This is a genomic window from Streptomyces sp. NRRL WC-3618 (assembly GCF_001280005.1).
Lineage (GTDB): Bacteria > Actinomycetota > Actinomycetes > Streptomycetales > Streptomycetaceae > Streptomyces.
Genome location: NZ_LGDW01000472.1, coordinates 17,440 through 32,921, shown reverse-complemented (window position 1 = coordinate 32,921; position 15,482 = coordinate 17,440). Strand labels below are relative to the sequence as shown.

Annotated in this window: 14 protein-coding genes; 6 read left to right on the top strand and 8 right to left on the bottom strand. The window is 68.5% G+C overall.

What is annotated here, in order from left to right; genetic code table 11:
* Positions 1–78: 78 nt before the first annotated feature.
* The 5 genes from ADL01_RS35865 to ADL01_RS35845 all read left to right on the top strand — a co-directional run bounded on the left by ADL01_RS35865 (position 79) and on the right by ADL01_RS35845 (position 5,665).
* Positions 79–1,128: an ABC transporter ATP-binding protein gene (locus tag ADL01_RS35865; protein WP_053746248.1), complete on the top strand. Its 1,050-nt coding sequence runs from the start codon at positions 79–81 to the stop codon at positions 1,126–1,128.
* 61 nt (positions 1,129–1,189) lie between these two features.
* On the top strand, positions 1,190–2,386 hold the full coding sequence (locus tag ADL01_RS35860) for an ABC transporter substrate-binding protein (protein WP_053746247.1): 1,197 nt from the start codon (positions 1,190–1,192) through the stop codon (positions 2,384–2,386).
* 9 nt (positions 2,387–2,395) lie between these two features.
* Positions 2,396–3,304 (top strand): ABC transporter permease, encoded by a 909-nt coding sequence (locus ADL01_RS35855; RefSeq protein WP_053746246.1) that lies wholly within the window; start codon positions 2,396–2,398, stop codon positions 3,302–3,304.
* 28 nt (positions 3,305–3,332) lie between these two features.
* A complete protein-coding gene (locus ADL01_RS35850) occupies positions 3,333–4,148 on the top strand; it encodes an ABC transporter permease (RefSeq protein ID WP_053746245.1) in 816 nt (271 codons plus the stop codon).
* A gap of 68 nt (positions 4,149–4,216) precedes the next feature.
* Entirely contained in the window at positions 4,217–5,665 is a 1,449-nt protein-coding gene (locus tag ADL01_RS35845) for a gamma-aminobutyraldehyde dehydrogenase (RefSeq protein ID WP_053746244.1), read from the top strand.
* Here the strand turns inward: ADL01_RS35845 and ADL01_RS35840 are convergent.
* Positions 5,651–6,397, bottom strand: coding sequence for a cache domain-containing protein (locus tag ADL01_RS35840; protein ID WP_053746243.1), 747 nt, complete (start codon positions 6,395–6,397; stop codon positions 5,651–5,653). The two genes, ADL01_RS35845 and ADL01_RS35840, sit on opposite strands and share 15 nt — an antisense overlap.
* On the bottom strand, positions 6,382–7,131 hold the full coding sequence (locus tag ADL01_RS35835) for a FadR/GntR family transcriptional regulator (RefSeq protein WP_053746242.1): 750 nt from the start codon (positions 7,129–7,131) through the stop codon (positions 6,382–6,384). The genes ADL01_RS35840 and ADL01_RS35835 overlap by 16 nt, the downstream gene beginning before the upstream one ends.
* A gap of 174 nt (positions 7,132–7,305) precedes the next feature.
* Here ADL01_RS35835 and ADL01_RS35830 point away from each other — a divergent pair, with 174 nt between their 5' ends.
* Complete coding sequence (locus tag ADL01_RS35830; RefSeq protein WP_053746241.1) at positions 7,306–8,793, top strand: amino acid permease; 1,488 nt, start codon at positions 7,306–7,308, stop codon at positions 8,791–8,793.
* Between the two features lie 1,141 nt (positions 8,794–9,934).
* Here ADL01_RS35830 and ADL01_RS35825 read toward each other — a convergent pair.
* The 6 genes from ADL01_RS35825 to ADL01_RS45020 form a co-directional block, all read right to left on the bottom strand.
* Complete coding sequence (locus tag ADL01_RS35825; RefSeq protein ID WP_053746240.1) at positions 9,935–10,951, bottom strand: branched-chain amino acid ABC transporter permease; 1,017 nt, start codon at positions 10,949–10,951, stop codon at positions 9,935–9,937.
* Positions 10,948–11,820: a branched-chain amino acid ABC transporter permease gene (locus ADL01_RS35820; protein ID WP_053746239.1), complete on the bottom strand. Its 873-nt coding sequence runs from the start codon at positions 11,818–11,820 to the stop codon at positions 10,948–10,950. Before ADL01_RS35820 ends, ADL01_RS35825 begins: the two co-directional genes overlap by 4 nt.
* The gene (locus tag ADL01_RS35815; protein ID WP_053746238.1) at positions 11,817–12,545 is read right to left on the bottom strand and encodes an ABC transporter ATP-binding protein; all 729 of its coding nucleotides are present in this window, start codon (positions 12,543–12,545) and stop codon (positions 11,817–11,819) included. The genes ADL01_RS35820 and ADL01_RS35815 overlap by 4 nt, the downstream gene beginning before the upstream one ends.
* Positions 12,542–13,270 carry an ABC transporter ATP-binding protein gene (locus ADL01_RS35810; protein WP_053746237.1) on the bottom strand — a complete coding sequence of 243 codons (729 nt, stop codon included), beginning with the start codon at positions 13,268–13,270 and terminating at the stop codon, positions 12,542–12,544. Before ADL01_RS35810 ends, ADL01_RS35815 begins: the two co-directional genes overlap by 4 nt.
* Positions 13,267–14,589 carry an ABC transporter substrate-binding protein gene (locus ADL01_RS35805; protein WP_053746236.1) on the bottom strand — a complete coding sequence of 441 codons (1,323 nt, stop codon included), beginning with the start codon at positions 14,587–14,589 and terminating at the stop codon, positions 13,267–13,269. The genes ADL01_RS35810 and ADL01_RS35805 overlap by 4 nt, the downstream gene beginning before the upstream one ends.
* Before the next feature lie 232 nt (positions 14,590–14,821).
* On the bottom strand, positions 14,822–15,478 hold the full coding sequence (locus ADL01_RS45020; protein ID WP_053746235.1) for a TetR/AcrR family transcriptional regulator: 657 nt from the start codon (positions 15,476–15,478) through the stop codon (positions 14,822–14,824).
* Between the last annotated feature and the right edge of the window lie 4 nt (positions 15,479–15,482).

Sequence of the window (15,482 nt, the reverse complement as noted above, 5' to 3'; positions counted from 1 at the left end):
GCCAGCCTTGACCCTTGAAATATAAGTTCATATGTTTCTCCGACATGCAGCGCCCGTCAGACCAGAAAGGTTCCGCCCATGCCCGGGGAAGGAACAGCCATCCGGCTGCAGAGCTTGCGCAAGTCGTTCGGCCAGGTGGAAGCGGTCTGTGGGGTGGACCTGGAGATCCGCGACGGAGAGTTCTTCTCCATGCTGGGTCCCTCGGGCTCCGGCAAGACCACCGTCCTGCGCATGATCGCCGGATTCGAGCCCAGCACCAGCGGAACCGTCGAGCTGGCGGGCAGGGACGTCACCCGCCTCGCGCCGTTCGAGCGGGACGTCAATACCGTTTTCCAGGACTACGCTCTCTTCCCGCACATGACGCTGGAACAGAACGTCGCGTACGGACTCAAAATTCGCAAGGTACCCAAGGCGCAACGTCTGGAACGCGCCCGTGAGGCACTGGCGAACGTACGGCTCGAAGGCTTCGGCAAGCGCCGCCCGTCCCAGCTGTCAGGCGGCCAGCGGCAACGCGTCGCGCTCGCCCGTGCGCTGGTCAACCGCCCCAAGGTGCTGCTGCTCGACGAGCCGCTGGGCGCCCTGGACCTCAAACTCCGCGAGGAGATGCAGGTCGAGCTCAAGGCGTTGCAGCGCGAGGTCGGCATCACCTTCGTCTTCGTCACCCACGACCAGGACGAGGCGCTGACCATGAGCGACCGGATCGCGGTGTTCAACCAGGGCCGGATCGAGCAGGTCGGCACCCCCGCCGAGGTGTACGAACGCCCCGCCACCGCCTTCGTCGCGGGCTTTGTCGGCACGTCGAACCTGCTGACCGGCGAGGCGGCTCAGAAGGTGGTCGGCGCGGCCGGCACCTACAGCGTCCGCCCCGAGAAGATCCACCTCCTGGACAGCCCGGACGCCCTGGGCAAGGCCGAGGACGGGCACACCAGCGCCGTCGGCCGGGTCGCCGAGGTCGTCTATCTCGGCGATGCGACCCGCTTCATCGTCGACCTCGACGCCGGCGGCCGGCTCACCGCCCTGCAGCAGAACAAGGAGACCTCCTCCGACGAGGTCGCCGCCTACCGAGGCACCCGGGTCCGCCTGCAGTGGCACGAGCGTCACAACTTCCGCGTCGCGGACCCGCAGTGAACCACCGGTCCCCGCACTTCTGTACGCCTTCCCTCGTTCCCGCGCCCACCACGGAGACATCGTGCGACTGATACGTACCCTCGGCTGTACCGCCGCCCTCGGCGCCCTCGCCCTGGCCACTGCCTGCGGCGGCTCTTCGACGTCCACGAACAGCGACGGCACGTTCACGCCGCCCGATCTGACCGCACAGAAGACCCTCGGCAAGGGGGAGGGCGAGGTCAACCTGATCGCCTGGGCCGGCTACGCCGAGGACGGATCCAACGACAAGTCCGTCGACTGGGTCCACCCCTTCGAGAAGCAGACCGGCTGCAAGGTCAACACCAAGACCGCCGGAACCTCCGACGAGATGGTCAGCCTGATGAAGACCGGCCAGTACGACGCCGTCTCCGCCTCCGGCGACGCCTCGCTGCGCCTGATCGCCTCCGGTGACGCCGCTCCGGTCAACACCGCGCTCGTCCCCAATTACAAGGACGTCTTCGCTGGCCTGAAGGAGCAGAAGTGGAACTCCGTGGGCGGCGTCGCCTACGGCATCCCGCACGGCAGGGGCGCCAACCTGCTGATGTACCGCACCGACAAGGTGTCCCCGGCCCCCACCTCCTGGTCCGCCGTGTTCGACAAGTCCTCCGCGTACAAGGGCCACGTCACCGCGTACGATTCGGCGATCTACATCGCCGACGCCGCCCTGTACCTGAGCAAGACCAAGCCCTCGCTGGGGATCAAGAACCCGTACGCACTCGACCAGAAGCAGTTCGACGCGGCCGTGGCCCTGCTGAAGGAACAGAACGCCAACGTCAGCGAGTACTGGAGCGACTACCTCAAGGAGATCTCCGCCTTCAAGAGCGGCGACTCGGTGGTCGGCACCACGTGGCAGGTCATCGCCAACCTTGCCCAGTCCGAGAAGGCCAAGGTCAAGGCCATCCTGCCGAGCGAGGGCGCGACCGGCTGGTCCGACACCTGGATGATCTCCGCCAAGGCCAAGCACCCCGACTGCGCCTACCAGTGGATGAACTGGATCGTCTCCCCGAAGGTCAACGCCGAGGTCGCCGAGTGGTTCGGCGAGGCTCCCGCCAACTCCAAGTCCTGCGCCCTGACGTCGGACAAGAGCTTCTGCACCACGTACCACGCCGCCGACGAGACGTACTGGAAGCAGGTCCACTTCTGGACCACCCCGATCCAGCAGTGCCTCGACGGCCGCACAGACGTCACGTGCGTGCCCTACGCCAAGTGGGTCCAGGCCTGGACCCAGATCAAGGGCTGAAGGATCCCCATGACCGACACCGCGCCCGCAGCCGCTCCGGACCACGGCATCACACCGGGGCCGGGCCGGCGGCTCGCCGGGACCCTGCACCGTCACCCGCGGCTGCGGCTGTCCCTGCTGCTGACCGCGCCGATGATCTGGCTCGTCGTCGCCTACCTGGGATCGCTGGCAGCCCTGTTCATGTCCGCCTTCTGGACCACCGACCCGTTCACCTCGGACGTGGTCAGGACTTGGACAACGGACAACTTCGAGGCGCTCTTCACCACCGACGTCTACCGCGACGTGGCGTTGCGCAGTATCGGCGTCGCCCTCGCTGTCACCGTCATCGACGTTCTGATCGCCTTCCCCGTCGCCTTCTACACCGCCCGGGTCGCCAAGCCCAAGTACCGCCCCCTGCTGGTGGTCGCGGTGCTCACCCCACTGTGGGCGAGCTACCTGGTCAAGGCGTACGCCTGGCGGATCATCCTGTCCGAGGGCGGGCTGCTGGACTGGGCGCTGAGACCCTTCGGCGCCCACGGTCCGGGATACGGGCTGCCCGCGGTGATCATGGTGCTGTCCTACCTCTGGCTGCCCTACATGATCCTGCCGATCCACGCGGCGCTGGAGCAACTCCCCGCCAACCTCCTGGACGCCTCCGCGGACCTGGGTGCCCGCACCTGGCGTACCTTCCGGTCGGTGGTGGTACCGATGGTGTTGCCGTCGATCGCCGCAGGGTCCGTCTTCACCTTCTCGCTCAGCCTCGGCGACTACATCGCCGTGCAGATCGTCGGCGGCAAGACCCAGCTCATCGGCAACCTGGTCTACTCCAACATCACGCTCGACCTGCCGCTGGCCGCCGCGCTCGGCACCGTACCCGTGGTCGTCATCGTGCTCTACCTGCTCGCAGTGCGCCGCAGCGGTGCGCTGGCCGCGCTGTGAAGACCCTGAGGAAAGCCCCGAGGAAAGCATGCAACTCTCCCGTCCCGCACGCACAGCCCTGCGTGCGGTCGCGGCCATCGGCTTCGCGATCATCTACGTTCCGCTGCTGCTGGTCCTGGCCAACTCGTTCAACGTGGACAAGACCTTCGGCTGGCCGCCCTCCGGCTTCACCCTGCGCTGGTGGGGCGACGCCTGGCACAGTTCCGGCGCACGGGACGCCCTGTGGACGTCGGTCAAGGCCGGCCTCGGCGCCACCGCGATCGCGCTGGTGCTGGGCACGCTGATCGCGTTCGCCGTACAGCGTTACCGGTTCTTCGGCCGGGAGAGCATCTCCTTCGTCGTGGTGCTGCCGATCGCGCTGCCCGGCATCGTCACAGGCGTCGCCCTCAACACCGCCTTCCGCGCGGTCCTGGAACCGCTCGGCGTGGGCCTCGGCCTCTTCACCGTCATCGTCGGCCACGCCACCTTCTGCGTCGTCGTGGTCTTCAACAACGTCGTCGCGCGGCTGCGCCGGATGTCCGGCTCGTACGAGGAAGCCGCCGCGGACCTGGGCGCGGACACCTTCCAGACGTTCCGCGACATCACCTTCCCCCTGGTGCGCTCCGCTCTGGTGGCGGGCGGGCTGCTCGCCTTCGCGCTCTCCTTCGACGAGATCGTGGTCACCACGTTCACCGCCGGGCCCGGTGTCCAGACCCTCCCGGTCTGGATCTTCTCCAACATGGCCCGGCTGCAGCAGGCCCCGGTGGTCAACGTCGTCGCCGCCGTGCTGGTGCTGCTGTCCGTCATCCCCGTCTACCTGGCCCAGCGGCTGTCGTCCGACACGGCCTCCGGCAGCCGGATCTGAATGAACACACGCCGGATCCGAAGAAACACACACCCTGAGGGACCACCTATGTGTCAACTGGAGAGCCAGTGACGACCGCTCTGCGCACGCTGCGCAACTACATCGGCGGGGAGTTCCGGGACGCCGCCGACGGGCGGACCATCGAGATCGTCAACCCGGTGACCGGCGAGTCCTATGCGACGTCGCCGCTGTCCGGCCAGGCGGACGTCGACGCCGCCATGGGCGCGGCCGCTGCCGCGTTCCCGGCGTGGCGTGACACCACTCCGGCCGAGCGACAGCGCCTGCTGCTGAAGATCGCGGACGCTTTCGAGGCGCGGGCCGGGGAACTCGTCGCCGTAGAGTCCGAGAACACCGGCAAGCCGCTGGGGCTGACGGCGAGCGAGGAGGTGCCCCCGATGGTGGACCAGATCCGCTTCTTCGCGGGCGCCGCCCGACTGCTGGAGGGCCGCTCGGCCGGTGAGTACATGGAGGGCATGACCTCCATCGTCCGGCGTGAGCCCGTCGGGGTCTGCGCGCAGGTCGCACCGTGGAACTACCCGATGCTGATGGCGGTCTGGAAGTTCGCCCCGGCGCTGGCCGCGGGCAACACCGTGGTCCTGAAGCCGTCGGACACCACCCCGGCCTCCACCCTGCTGATGGCCGCGATCGTCGGGTCCATCCTGCCCAAGGGTGTCTTCAACGTCGTCTGCGGCGACCGTGACACCGGCCGCCTGATGGTCGAACACCCCACCCCGGCGATGGCCTCGATCACCGGCTCCGTACGGGCCGGCACGCAGGTCGCCGCGTCCGCGGCCAAGGACGTCAAGCGCGTCCACCTGGAGTTGGGCGGCAAGGCGCCGGTGGTCGTCTTCGAAGACCTCGACAGTGCGGCCATCGCCCAGGCCGCAGAGGGCATCTCGGTGGCCGGCTTCTTCAACGCCGGCCAGGACTGTACGGCCGCTACCCGCGTCCTCGTACAGGAGTCGGTCCACGACGAGTTCGTGACGGCACTGGCGCGGGCCGCAGCCGGCACGAAGACCGGCCGGCCCGACGACCCGGGCGTGCTGTACGGACCGCTCAACAACGCCAACCAGCTCACGCAGGTCTCCGGCTTCGTCGAGCGGCTGCCCGCCCACGCCAGGATCGAGACAGGCGGCCACCGTGTCGGCGACAAGGGCTACTTCTACGCCCCCACCGTCGTCTCCGGCCTCAAACAGGACGACGAGATCATCCAGAACGAGGTCTTCGGCCCGGTCATCACCGTCCAGTCCTTCCGCGACGAGGCGCAGGCCCTGGAATACGCCAACGGCGTCGACTACGCCCTGGCCTCCTCGGTGTGGACGAAGGACCACGCACGCGCGATGCGCATGTCCAAGAAGCTGGACTTCGGCTGCGTGTGGATCAACACCCACATCCCGCTGGTCGCGGAGATGCCGCACGGTGGCTTCAAGAAATCCGGCTACGGCAAGGATCTGTCCGCGTACGGCTTCGAGGACTACACCCGCATCAAGCACGTCATGACGTCACTGGACGCTTGATGCTCGCGCCGCCGTGACGAGCACCAGCGGGATCGCCTCGCAGGGGTGCAGTACCACCTCGCCCCGCGCGGCAGCGGCGTCGAGGTCCCTGACCAGGGAGCCCGCCAGCTGGGTCGCGGTATTGGAAGCGGTGACCCGTCCGCGCGGATTGACCAGGAAGGCGGGGCCCTCGATGCGGCGCAGCGCGGGGCCGACACCGGCTTCGAAGTGGCGCAGGTACACGTCGGCGGCGGCCACACCCGCGAACGCGCCGTCCACGACCACCGGTGCCGCAAGGGTGAGGCTGTACTCGTCGGAGCACAGATAGTCGACGTACGGGCCCGACACGGCGCGCTGCCCAGTGGTGCGGGGCAGGGCGAACCAGTCCCAGGAGGTGTAGTCCGAGAACGCGGAGGTGTCCGGGTCCAGGTCCAGCAGCATGGGCTGGACCTCGCCATCAGCCCGGGTCTGCCACCATTCCAGCCAGGCGGGTACGTCGCTGAGCAGGCCAGGTTCGGCGATGAAGCCGGTGCCGGAGATCAGCTCGGCCTCGCGGGAGAGCTGTTCGCGCAGCAGCGGCTGGAGCTGGGCCAGGTCGGCCGAGGTGGGGCGCCGCCCCTGCCCACTGATGTGCGCCAGCAGGGTGGCGGTCTGTTCGCAGGTCTGCTGGATGCTGGTGAAGACATGCTCCAGCATGCCGCTGACACGGACGACCGCCTCGGCGACGGTGTCGCTGCTCAGTCTGCTTGCCATGTCTCGTCCAGTCGCAGTTCTATGAGGTGCCGCACCGCGTCGCGAACGTGCTCCTCGGCCAGCGTACGAGCCTGCAGTCCGTCACCGGCCTTGATGGCGTCGAAAAGAGCCCGGTGCTGCGCGTCGGCGGTCCTGTGGATTTTCGCCTGGCTGAATGGCAGACACAGTAGCGGGCCGATTTCGGTCTGGAAACGAATCTCCTCGCGGGTCAGCCGGGAGGACTGGGCAGCGGCGGCGATCTCCACATGGAAGCGGCCGTCGATGCGGCCTCGCGCGGCGGAGTCGACGGCGTCGGCGAAGTCCCGCAGGGAACGGCTGGGCGCTTCCAGGTCATGCTTGTCCGCGCGGTCGGCGGCGAGCCGGGCGGTGCCTCCGGCGACGGCGGCATAGTGGTCACTGAGGTCGCGCAGCTCCTCCGTGGTGTGGGCTTGCAGCCGCTGCCGCAGGCGGTCGTGCAGATTCTCGACAGGCGCGCGGACGAAGGTCCCGCCGCCCCGGCCCCGCCTTGTGGTGACGAGGCCCTGCTGCCGCAGGGCCATCAGTGCCTCGCGCAGACTCACGGTGGAGACGCCGAGCCGCTCGGCGAGGTCGCTCTCACCGGGCAGCTGCTCGCCGTCCGTCAGCAGGCCCAAGCTGATCGCGTCACCCAGTCGCCGAACGACGGCCTCGACCCTCGCTTCCGTGTCGAGCGGAGCGAAGATGGCACGGCGGGCAGCACTGGAGAGTCGGTTCACGTCTGTTCTGTCGTCCTTCCGATCGGTGCCGCGTGGGCATCCGGCGGCTCATCCGGCGGCTCATCTCATCACAGAACGATTTCACAGGCGGCCAAGCATTGCCATATGACCTATGGATTCATATCTTTACGCCACCCGTGCACACGTTCCCCTGTGCCCTGCGAGAGGCCCCTGATGTCGCTCTCCCCGCCCAAAGCGCAACATGTCGAGAACGCCCCGGACGTCCAGGACGAGGCGGATGCCGCCCAACTGGCCGCGCTCGGCTACACCCAGAAGCTGACCCGTGCGCTCGGCCTATGGTCGAACTTCGCGGTCGGATTTACCTACCTCTCTCCGTTGGTGGGTGTGTACTCAGTCTTCGACTACGGACTGGCCACCGGCGGTCCCTCGTTCTTCTGGACGATCCCGCTCGTCCTGATCGGCCAGGGCCTGGTGCTGCTGACCTTCGCCGAGGTCGCCTCGCAGTATCCGCTCGCGGGCGGCATCTATCAGTGGGCCAAGCGACTGGTCGGCCCCAAGTACGCCTGGATGTCCGGGTGGATGTACACATGGGCGCTGCTGGTGACCATCACATCGGTGGCGTACCCGATCGCCAAGTACGCGGGCCCGCTCTTCGGCTACGCGGTCACCGACGCCAGTACCATCGCGACCGCGGTCGTGGTCATCCTGCTGTGCGCCGCGGTGAACCTGCTCGGCGTACGGCGGCTGGCCTTCGTCGCCAACATCGGCGTGCTGGCCGAAGTTCTGGGCACTGTGGTGCTGGGCGTCTACCTGCTGATCTTCCACCACAAGCAGGACGTGACCGTGGTGCTGCACACCTCCGGCGCGGGTGCCAACGGCGGCTACCTGGGTGCCTTCCTGGCCTCGTGCCTCTTCGCGGTCTGGATCTTCTACGGCTTCGAGGCATGCGGTGACATCGCCGAGGAGGTCAAGGACCCCTCGCGCAAGGTGCCGCGTGCGATGGGTATGACCCTGGGCGTGGGCGCCGTCGCGACCGTGATCCTCACTCTGGGCCTCATCCTGGCGGTGCCGGACTTCGGCGCGGTCATCAGCGGCAAGTCCGCCGACCCGCTCGGTGAGGTGCTGGCCGACTCGCTGGGCACCGTCGGCAGCAAATTCGCGCTGGCGCTGATCGTCGTCGGTTTCGTCTCGTGCACCCTGGCGATCCAGGCCGCGGCGACCCGGCTGGTCTACTCCTACGCCCGTGACGGGGTCATCGTCGGTGCCAAGCGGCTGTCCAAGTTGCACCCCACCTTCCACATGCCGCCGGCCGCAACCGCCGTCACCGCGGTCATCCCGGCCGCCCTCACCCTCCTCCCCTCGGCGACGGTCACCCGGATCATCACCTTCTCGGTGGTGGGCATCTACGTGGGCTTCCAGTCCGTCGTCCTGGCCTCCGCCATCGGCCGCACCCGGGGATGGAAGCCCGCCGGCACCTTCCGGCTCGGACGCTGGGGCTGGCCCGTGAACATCGCCGCCCTGATCTACGGGGTGACCGCGATCGTGGTCCTGTCCGTCAAGACCCCCGCCAACGGCGACTCCTTCTTCGACCGCTGGCTGGTCCCGCTGTCGGTCGGCATCGTCGCCCTCATCGGCCTCGTTTATCTGGTGATCGCCCGCCCCGAGGAGCGCATCGCCGACGAGAACCGGTCGGTTCGGTAACGAGCGACGGGCCCGGAGTCGCGCAGGTCGGCCGGCCTGCGCGACTCTGTCGTTTCCGGGGCCGACCAGGGCGGGCGGCCACGTTCCCGCGCTGCGGTGACCACCACGCGTCTCGGCACCGTGCTTGCCGAGGCCTGGCGATGGTCGGTCCACTGCGCATTGCGTCGGGATAGCTCGCTGAGAGAGTGGCAGGGACCACGGAGGGACCGCAAGGACAGGAACCAACCGACAAGGACCGTGCAAGGTCGACACAGGTGAACACGTCTGACCTGCAAGAACGGCGTGAATCGGCATGGATCGGCAAGGACCGCCAAGATCCTCAAAGGACTCATAATCCGTCGGCCGTGGGTTCGAGTCCCACCCGCCCCACCTGCGCGGGTCTCTGGCCTGCGGAAACGTTCATTTTGTCCTGTCGGATCGTCAACTTCGCCTGAACGGACCGAATCCGCTGCGCGTGAGTTCGGCCCCGTTGCGGTCGGTGTTGGTTCACATTGCTCTGACCTGCACAGATGTCGTGGCTCGGCGATGGGGCAGGTTTCCCTGGGTGGCGTGTACGAGGCCTGGGCGCCGGTTTCTGGACGCTGGCTGGACACGAGTATCCGGAGGTTCTGCCCGGGAACCTTCGGGTCGGCGGCTCTGCCAGGTCGGCGGGTGGGTACGGGGGCTGCCCGAATGGGGGTGCGGTCCGAGTTGGGACGCGAAAGCGGCCCGTACCGGAAACGGCCCAGAGAGGACCGACAGGCGTGGCAGGAGCGGCCGCTTTGCCGTCGCCCTGGCGGGTGCCCGGTCATGCGGGTCACGCGGGCGTCGCCGCCTCCCATGGTGCTGAGGTAGTCCGACGCCTGATCGGCCTCGGAGGTGAGGACCTTGGGGGGTGATTGCCCAGTGTCTGAGCATGGCGTGCAGGACGTCGACGCGGCGGCAGGTAAGGCAGAGGAGGGCTGCGTTGTGGCGTTTGCTCCCCGCCCTCCACGCAGGACCTCTCCTTCCTCCGGAGCCAAGATCCATAATCCTGTTACGGAGGGAGATGGCATGACGGTGTGGGACAACCACATCGTGATCGGTTACTGGATCGCTTGAGGTGATGGCGCGCACATCAGGGAGAGGAGCCCGGCCGGGCCGCCTCTTCCTGATGCCGGGTCTACAACCGGACCGTATGGCGCACCGGGAAAACGGCGAATCCCGTGCGGTGCGCCAGCGTCCCCCACAGCCCCCGCGGCAGGTACAGCGAGACCACGATGGCCGCCGCGCCCACCACGATCAGGTACCAGACACCGCTCTGCGCGAAGTACTTGTCGAGGAGGAAGTATGCGATCGCGCCGACGACGGGGCCCTCGATCGTGCCGATGCCGCCGATGATCACCATGAAGACCATCAGGGCCGAGTACTGCACCCCGAAGATCTGCGTCGGCGACGCCACCCCCAGGCTGTTGACGCAGATCACCGCACCGGCGGCGGCGCATCCGGCAGCCGCCGTGATGTAGATGATCCGCTTGCCTCGCGTGACGTTCACGCCGAGGGAACCGGCGGCGGTGTCGTCGTCGCGGATGGCCTGGAGACTCAGGCCGAGGCGGCTGCGCAGGACGGCGTAGGTGCCGAGCACGGTCGCTGCCATGACGGCGAGCGCCAGCCAGTAGGTGAAGGCGCGTCGCAGCACCGGATCGGCGGTGACGTCCGAGAGGGTGCGTCCGCTCGCCGCGCCCAGGGAGTGGAAGCGGACCACGATCAGGCGGACGACCTCGGCGATCACCCAGGTGCCGACGGCGAAGTAGCCGCCGCGCAGCCGGAAGGCGAGGTACGACACCGGCCAGGCGAGCAGCGCCACCACGGCGGAGACGACGAGCGTGCCCGCGTAGACGTTCACGCCGTGGTCGTTGACGATGAACAGGAGGTAGGCGCCCAGGCCGATGAACGCCTGCTGGCCCATGGACATCATGCCCGCGTACCCCGCGAGCAGGTTCCACATCGAGGCCAGGGCCACCAGGTAGCAGAGCTTGACCAGTTGGGCCGTGACGCCCGATTCGACGACGTAGGGGAGGGCCGCCATCGTCAGGAGGACGACGGCTGTTCCTGCCAGGCCCAGGGCGGTCGCTCGGCCACCCCGGTGTACGGCCGGCAGTGCGGTCGCCTCGGGGGCGGGGGCTGTCTGGACGGTCATGCGAGGACACTCCTGCCGAACAGGCCCTGCGGGCGGAACACCAGGACCAGGAGGAAGACCACGTGCCCCGCGAGCAGGGGAAGGTCCGGGGAGATCTGGGCGCCGACGGACTGGGCCACACCGAGCACCACGCCACCCGCGAGCGTGCCCCACAGTGAGCCGAGACCGCCGATGATGACCGTCTCGAAGGCGAACAGGACGGTGAGCTGACCCTCGAAGGGGGTGACTCCGCCCTGCCGCATCGTGTAGAGGACACCGGCCAGGGCCACCGTGGCGAACGCGATGACCGAGGTCAGGGCGTACACGCGGCGGTTGTCGACGCCCATCAGGCGGACCACCGCGCGGTCGTCGGACGTGGCCCGGACGATACGGCCGGGCTGCGTGCGGAAGAGGAAGAGGTGGAGGGAGACGAGGACCGCCACCGCCGCCGCTACCGTGATCAGGGGGAACCAGCCGACGGCCAGGCCGCCGCCCAGGTCCATGCTCGCGGTGCCGAGCGAACCGATGGGCAGGGGCTGTGCGTCGCTGCTGAACAACTGGACCAGTACGTTCGGGATGATGACCGAGATGCCGAACGTGACCAGCATCGGGGCGAGTTCGCTGATGCCCATCGCCCGGTCCAGCATGGAGCGTTGGACCAGGTAGCCGAGCCCGCCCACCGCGACCATCGACACGACGATGGTGACGGGGACGGGGACGCCGTAGTGCGCCGCGGTCACCGAGGCCACGTAACCGCCGAGGATCATCAGGTCCCCGTGGGCGAGGTTGGCAATCCTCATCACGCCGAAGACGAGGGACAGGCCCGCGGCGGCCATGGCGAAGATGCCGCCGAGCAGGACACCCTGCAGGATTACGTTGAGCCAGGTCATGGGGTCTTCACCTCCGGGAAGGCACCAGTGCCGAAGTACGCGGCGGTCACCTGGTCGCGGGTGAGCCCGGCCGCCGTGCCGGTCAGCACGATCCGGCCCTCCAGGACACACGCGATGCGGTCCGCCACGGCGAACGTGCGGTTCAGGTCCTGTTCGACCAGGATCACGGTCGCGCCCTCGGCACGGATACCGGGCAGCGCCGTGTAGAGCTGGTCCACGACGAGCGGGGCGAGGCCCAGGGAGACCTCGTCGAGGAGCAGCAGCCGCGGATTGCCCATCAGCGCGCGGCCGATGGCGACGGCCTGCTGCTCACCGCCGGAGAGCCGGGCCGCCTTGCGGGTACGGCGGTCCGCGACGAGCGGTATCGCCTCGTACACCTTGGCCAAATTCCAGGGGCCCTTGCGCCCGGTGGCGGCGCCCACCTGGAGGTTCTCCTCGACAGTGAGCGACGGGAAGAGCCGACGGCCCTCAGGGACCAGGCAGACGCCCTTGCGGGCCCGGCGGATGTCCGGCTCGGCGGTGACGTCCTCACCGGCCAGGCTGATCGTGCCGCGGAAGGGCTTCAGGGCTCCCGCGATGGTTTTCAACAGGGTGGATTTTCCCGCTCCGTTGGCGCCGACGAGGGCGAGCAGTTCACCCTCGGCCACGTCGAGGTCGATGCCGAACAAGGCCTGGAAGTCGCCGTATCCGGCGTCGACGGAGTCGACTCGCAGAAGCGTGCTCATGCCGCCGTACCTCCCAGGTAGACCTTCGCGACCTCGTCGCTGGCCAGTACCTCGTGCGGGTCGCCGTCGACGCGGATCTGCCCGTAGGCGAGGCAGACCAGCCGGTCGACGACCTGGACCAGGGCCTTGACGACATGCTCGATCCACAGGATCGTCACGCCGGACTCCTTCAGGGACAGCACGGTGGCGACGAGTTCCTCCGCCTCGGCCTCGGTGAGGCCGCCCGCGATCTCGTCGAGGAGCAGCAGGTCGGGACCGGTGGCCAGCGCCCGTGCCAGCTCCAGCCGTTTGCGGCCGAGCAGGGGCAGGGAGCCGGCGGGCTTGTTGGCGAGGTGGAGCAGGCCGGCGGTCTCCAGCGCGCGCAGGGCCTGCTCGCGGGCGGGGCCGCCCCGCAGCCGGGCCCCCCGCTCGGCGCCGACCAGTGCGTTCTCGAACACGGTCAGGTCGCCGAAGGGGCGCGGTATCTGGAAGGAGCGGCCGACGCCGAGCCGGCATCGCTGCGCCGCGGAGGTGCGGGTGACATCGCGGCCCGCTAGCCGCACGCAGCCGGCGGTCGCGCGCTCGACGCCCGAGATCGCGCTGAGCAGGGTGGACTTGCCCGCGCCGTTCGGGCCGACGATGCCGACCGCCTGCCCGCGGGGGACGGTCAGCTCGACGTCCTCCAGGACCCGCAACTCGCCGAAGTGCACGGCGAGATGGTCCACTTCGAGGAGTGGAGCGGTCACAGTTCCGCCGCCTTCGCGTCGGGCTTGACCATCGGCATCAAGCTGTTGCTGACGACCTTCAGTTCGAACGCGTCACCGCTCCCCTTGATCCACTGGGTGCCGACCATGGGGATGGTGGCGACGTTCTTGACCGGGTTGGCCGGACCGCCGCCGGTCCAGGAGAGGTGGCCGAGGACGGTGTCGAGGCTGGTCTTCGCGATCTGGGCGGCGACGGCCTCGCGGTCCTTGGGGTTCGTGTTGCGCAGGACGTGGTTGGCCACCTCGAACAGCGCGTGGTTGGGGCCGAGGCCCTGGTTCCACGTCCGGCCCTTCGCCAGCGGGGACTTCTCGTAGCCGTCGGCGAGTGCGGTGGCGGTCTGACCGGTGATCGTGGAGGTGAACGGGAACTGCGGCACCCACCAGCTCGCCGTGCACAGCCCGTTGCCGAGGTTGTTCGGCAGGGAGGCCACCGTCGACTCGAAGAGGATGGCCTTGGAGATGGTGGCGACCTTGGGCTTGAAGTTCTGCTGTGCGGCCTGCGTCCAGAACGTCGAGAAGTCGGGCGGCGAGGGCACGCCGGCGAGGATCTCGACGCCCTCCTTCTTGAAGTTCGCGATGATCGACGAGAAGTCCTTGGTGCCGGGCTCGTAGGAACCCGGGTCGACGAACGTGAAGCCCTTGGTCGAGGGCTGCGAGCGGTAACCGGCGGTCTTGTCCCGGAAGGCGTTGCCGTCGGAGTCGTTCGGCCACAGCACACCGACCTTCTTGTTGGTGTCGTGCTGCCGCCACATGTCGCTCTCGACCCTGGCCAGGTGCTCGATGCCGTCGAAGAAGTGGAACGTGTACTTGAAGGTCTTCTTCGGCGTGCCGCCGCGCCCGAAGAACCAGGCCTGCCAGGGCTCGATGGTCGAGACGCAGGGCACGCCCTCGCTCTCGCACTTGGCCGCCACCGGGTGGATCGTGTCCGGCGTCGCGGTGACGAGGACGAGGTCGACCTGCTGCTGGGAGATCAGCTCGTCCGCGATGGTGGCCGCCTGCTGCGGGTCCGAGCCCGTGTCGCGGTCCAGGATCTTGACGTCGTACTTCTTGCCGTCGTGCGTGATCCCCTTGGCGAAGAAGGCACGCACCTGCTCGAGAATGTAGGCGTCGGACTCGGCGAAGGCCGCGTAGGCGCCGGTGCGCGGGCTGACGTAACCGATCTTGATGGTGTCGCCGGTCGGACTGCCCGAGCCCTTGAGGCCGGAGGAACAGGCGGAAAGGATCGGGGAGGCCGCCACAGCGGAGACTCCGAGGCCTCTGAGGACGGTGCGGCGGGAGGGCTTGATCGGGGGGTGTTCCATGGCGGGCTCCGGAGGGCCTTGAGCCGCAGGTCGCGGGCTGCGGCGAGTGGAGGAAGTGGCCGCGAACGTAGGCCCGCCGTCCGTGCCTGGACAGGGCACGGATTCGATATGCGAGACGGGTGGGCCGTCGGTGACCCTAATGAAACATCGGCTGTACGCAGGGGGACGTAGAGGATTTCCTGCACGTCCATAACCGGACGGGCGGGACGCCTGGGGTCGGTGCCCGCGCTGGTCAGGGCGTCGCGCGGATCCGTTCGCGCAGGTCCCTGGTGTACGCGTGGAACACGCCCACCAGGTCGACCTGGCCGGGATCGGCCAGCCACTGGTTCTCCATGCCCTCCATGACAGCGACGATCTGCGTGGCCAGCAGGCCGCAGTCGAGGTCCCCGCGCAGCTCACCATCGGTGATACCCGCCTCCAGGGCCGTACGCACCAGCGTCCGCGCCTCCGTGAAGTGCCGTCTGCCGTGCTCGGCCGCGGGGTGGTCGCCGCCCGCCGATTCGGCGGCCAGGACATGGGAGAGCTGTACGAGCCCGGAACGCTCGGCGTTGCGTACCACGAGCCGGTCCAGCATGTCGAGCACCTGCAGGCCGCGCAGGGTGAAGATGTCGTCCACCCCCATGCCGTACCGGTCGCGCAGGTCCCGCTCGGCCAGTACGGCCGCGAGCAGTGCCTGCTTGCTGGGGAAGTGGTGGAGCAGGCCGGGCTTGGACATGCCCGTCCGGCCGGCGATGTCCTGGAGGGACGCGCCCCAGTAGCCTCGGGCGGCGAACTCCTCCGTCGCGATGTCGAGGATCCGCCGCTTGGCCGCGTCGCCCCGTGCGTACGTACTCGCCCTGCCGCCGGTCCTCGCCCTGCCGCCGGTCCTCGCGCTGTTTTCGTCCGCCACCCGG

Coding starts and splice junctions, on each gene's coding strand:
- ADL01_RS35865 (WP_053746248.1), top strand. CDS start 79: ATGCCCGGGGAAGGAACAGCCATCCGGCTGCAGAGCTTGCGCAAGTCG.
- ADL01_RS35855 (WP_053746246.1), top strand. CDS start 2,396: ATGACCGACACCGCGCCCGCAGCCGCTCCGGACCACGGCATCACACCG.
- ADL01_RS35850 (WP_053746245.1), top strand. CDS start 3,333: ATGCAACTCTCCCGTCCCGCACGCACAGCCCTGCGTGCGGTCGCGGCC.
- ADL01_RS35840 (WP_053746243.1), bottom strand. CDS start 6,397: ATGGCAAGCAGACTGAGCAGCGACACCGTCGCCGAGGCGGTCGTCCGT.
- ADL01_RS35830 (WP_053746241.1), top strand. CDS start 7,306: ATGTCGCTCTCCCCGCCCAAAGCGCAACATGTCGAGAACGCCCCGGAC.
- ADL01_RS35825 (WP_053746240.1), bottom strand. CDS start 10,951: ATGACCGTCCAGACAGCCCCCGCCCCCGAGGCGACCGCACTGCCGGCC.
- ADL01_RS35820 (WP_053746239.1), bottom strand. CDS start 11,820: ATGACCTGGCTCAACGTAATCCTGCAGGGTGTCCTGCTCGGCGGCATC.
- ADL01_RS35815 (WP_053746238.1), bottom strand. CDS start 12,545: ATGAGCACGCTTCTGCGAGTCGACTCCGTCGACGCCGGATACGGCGAC.
- ADL01_RS35805 (WP_053746236.1), bottom strand. CDS start 14,589: ATGGAACACCCCCCGATCAAGCCCTCCCGCCGCACCGTCCTCAGAGGC.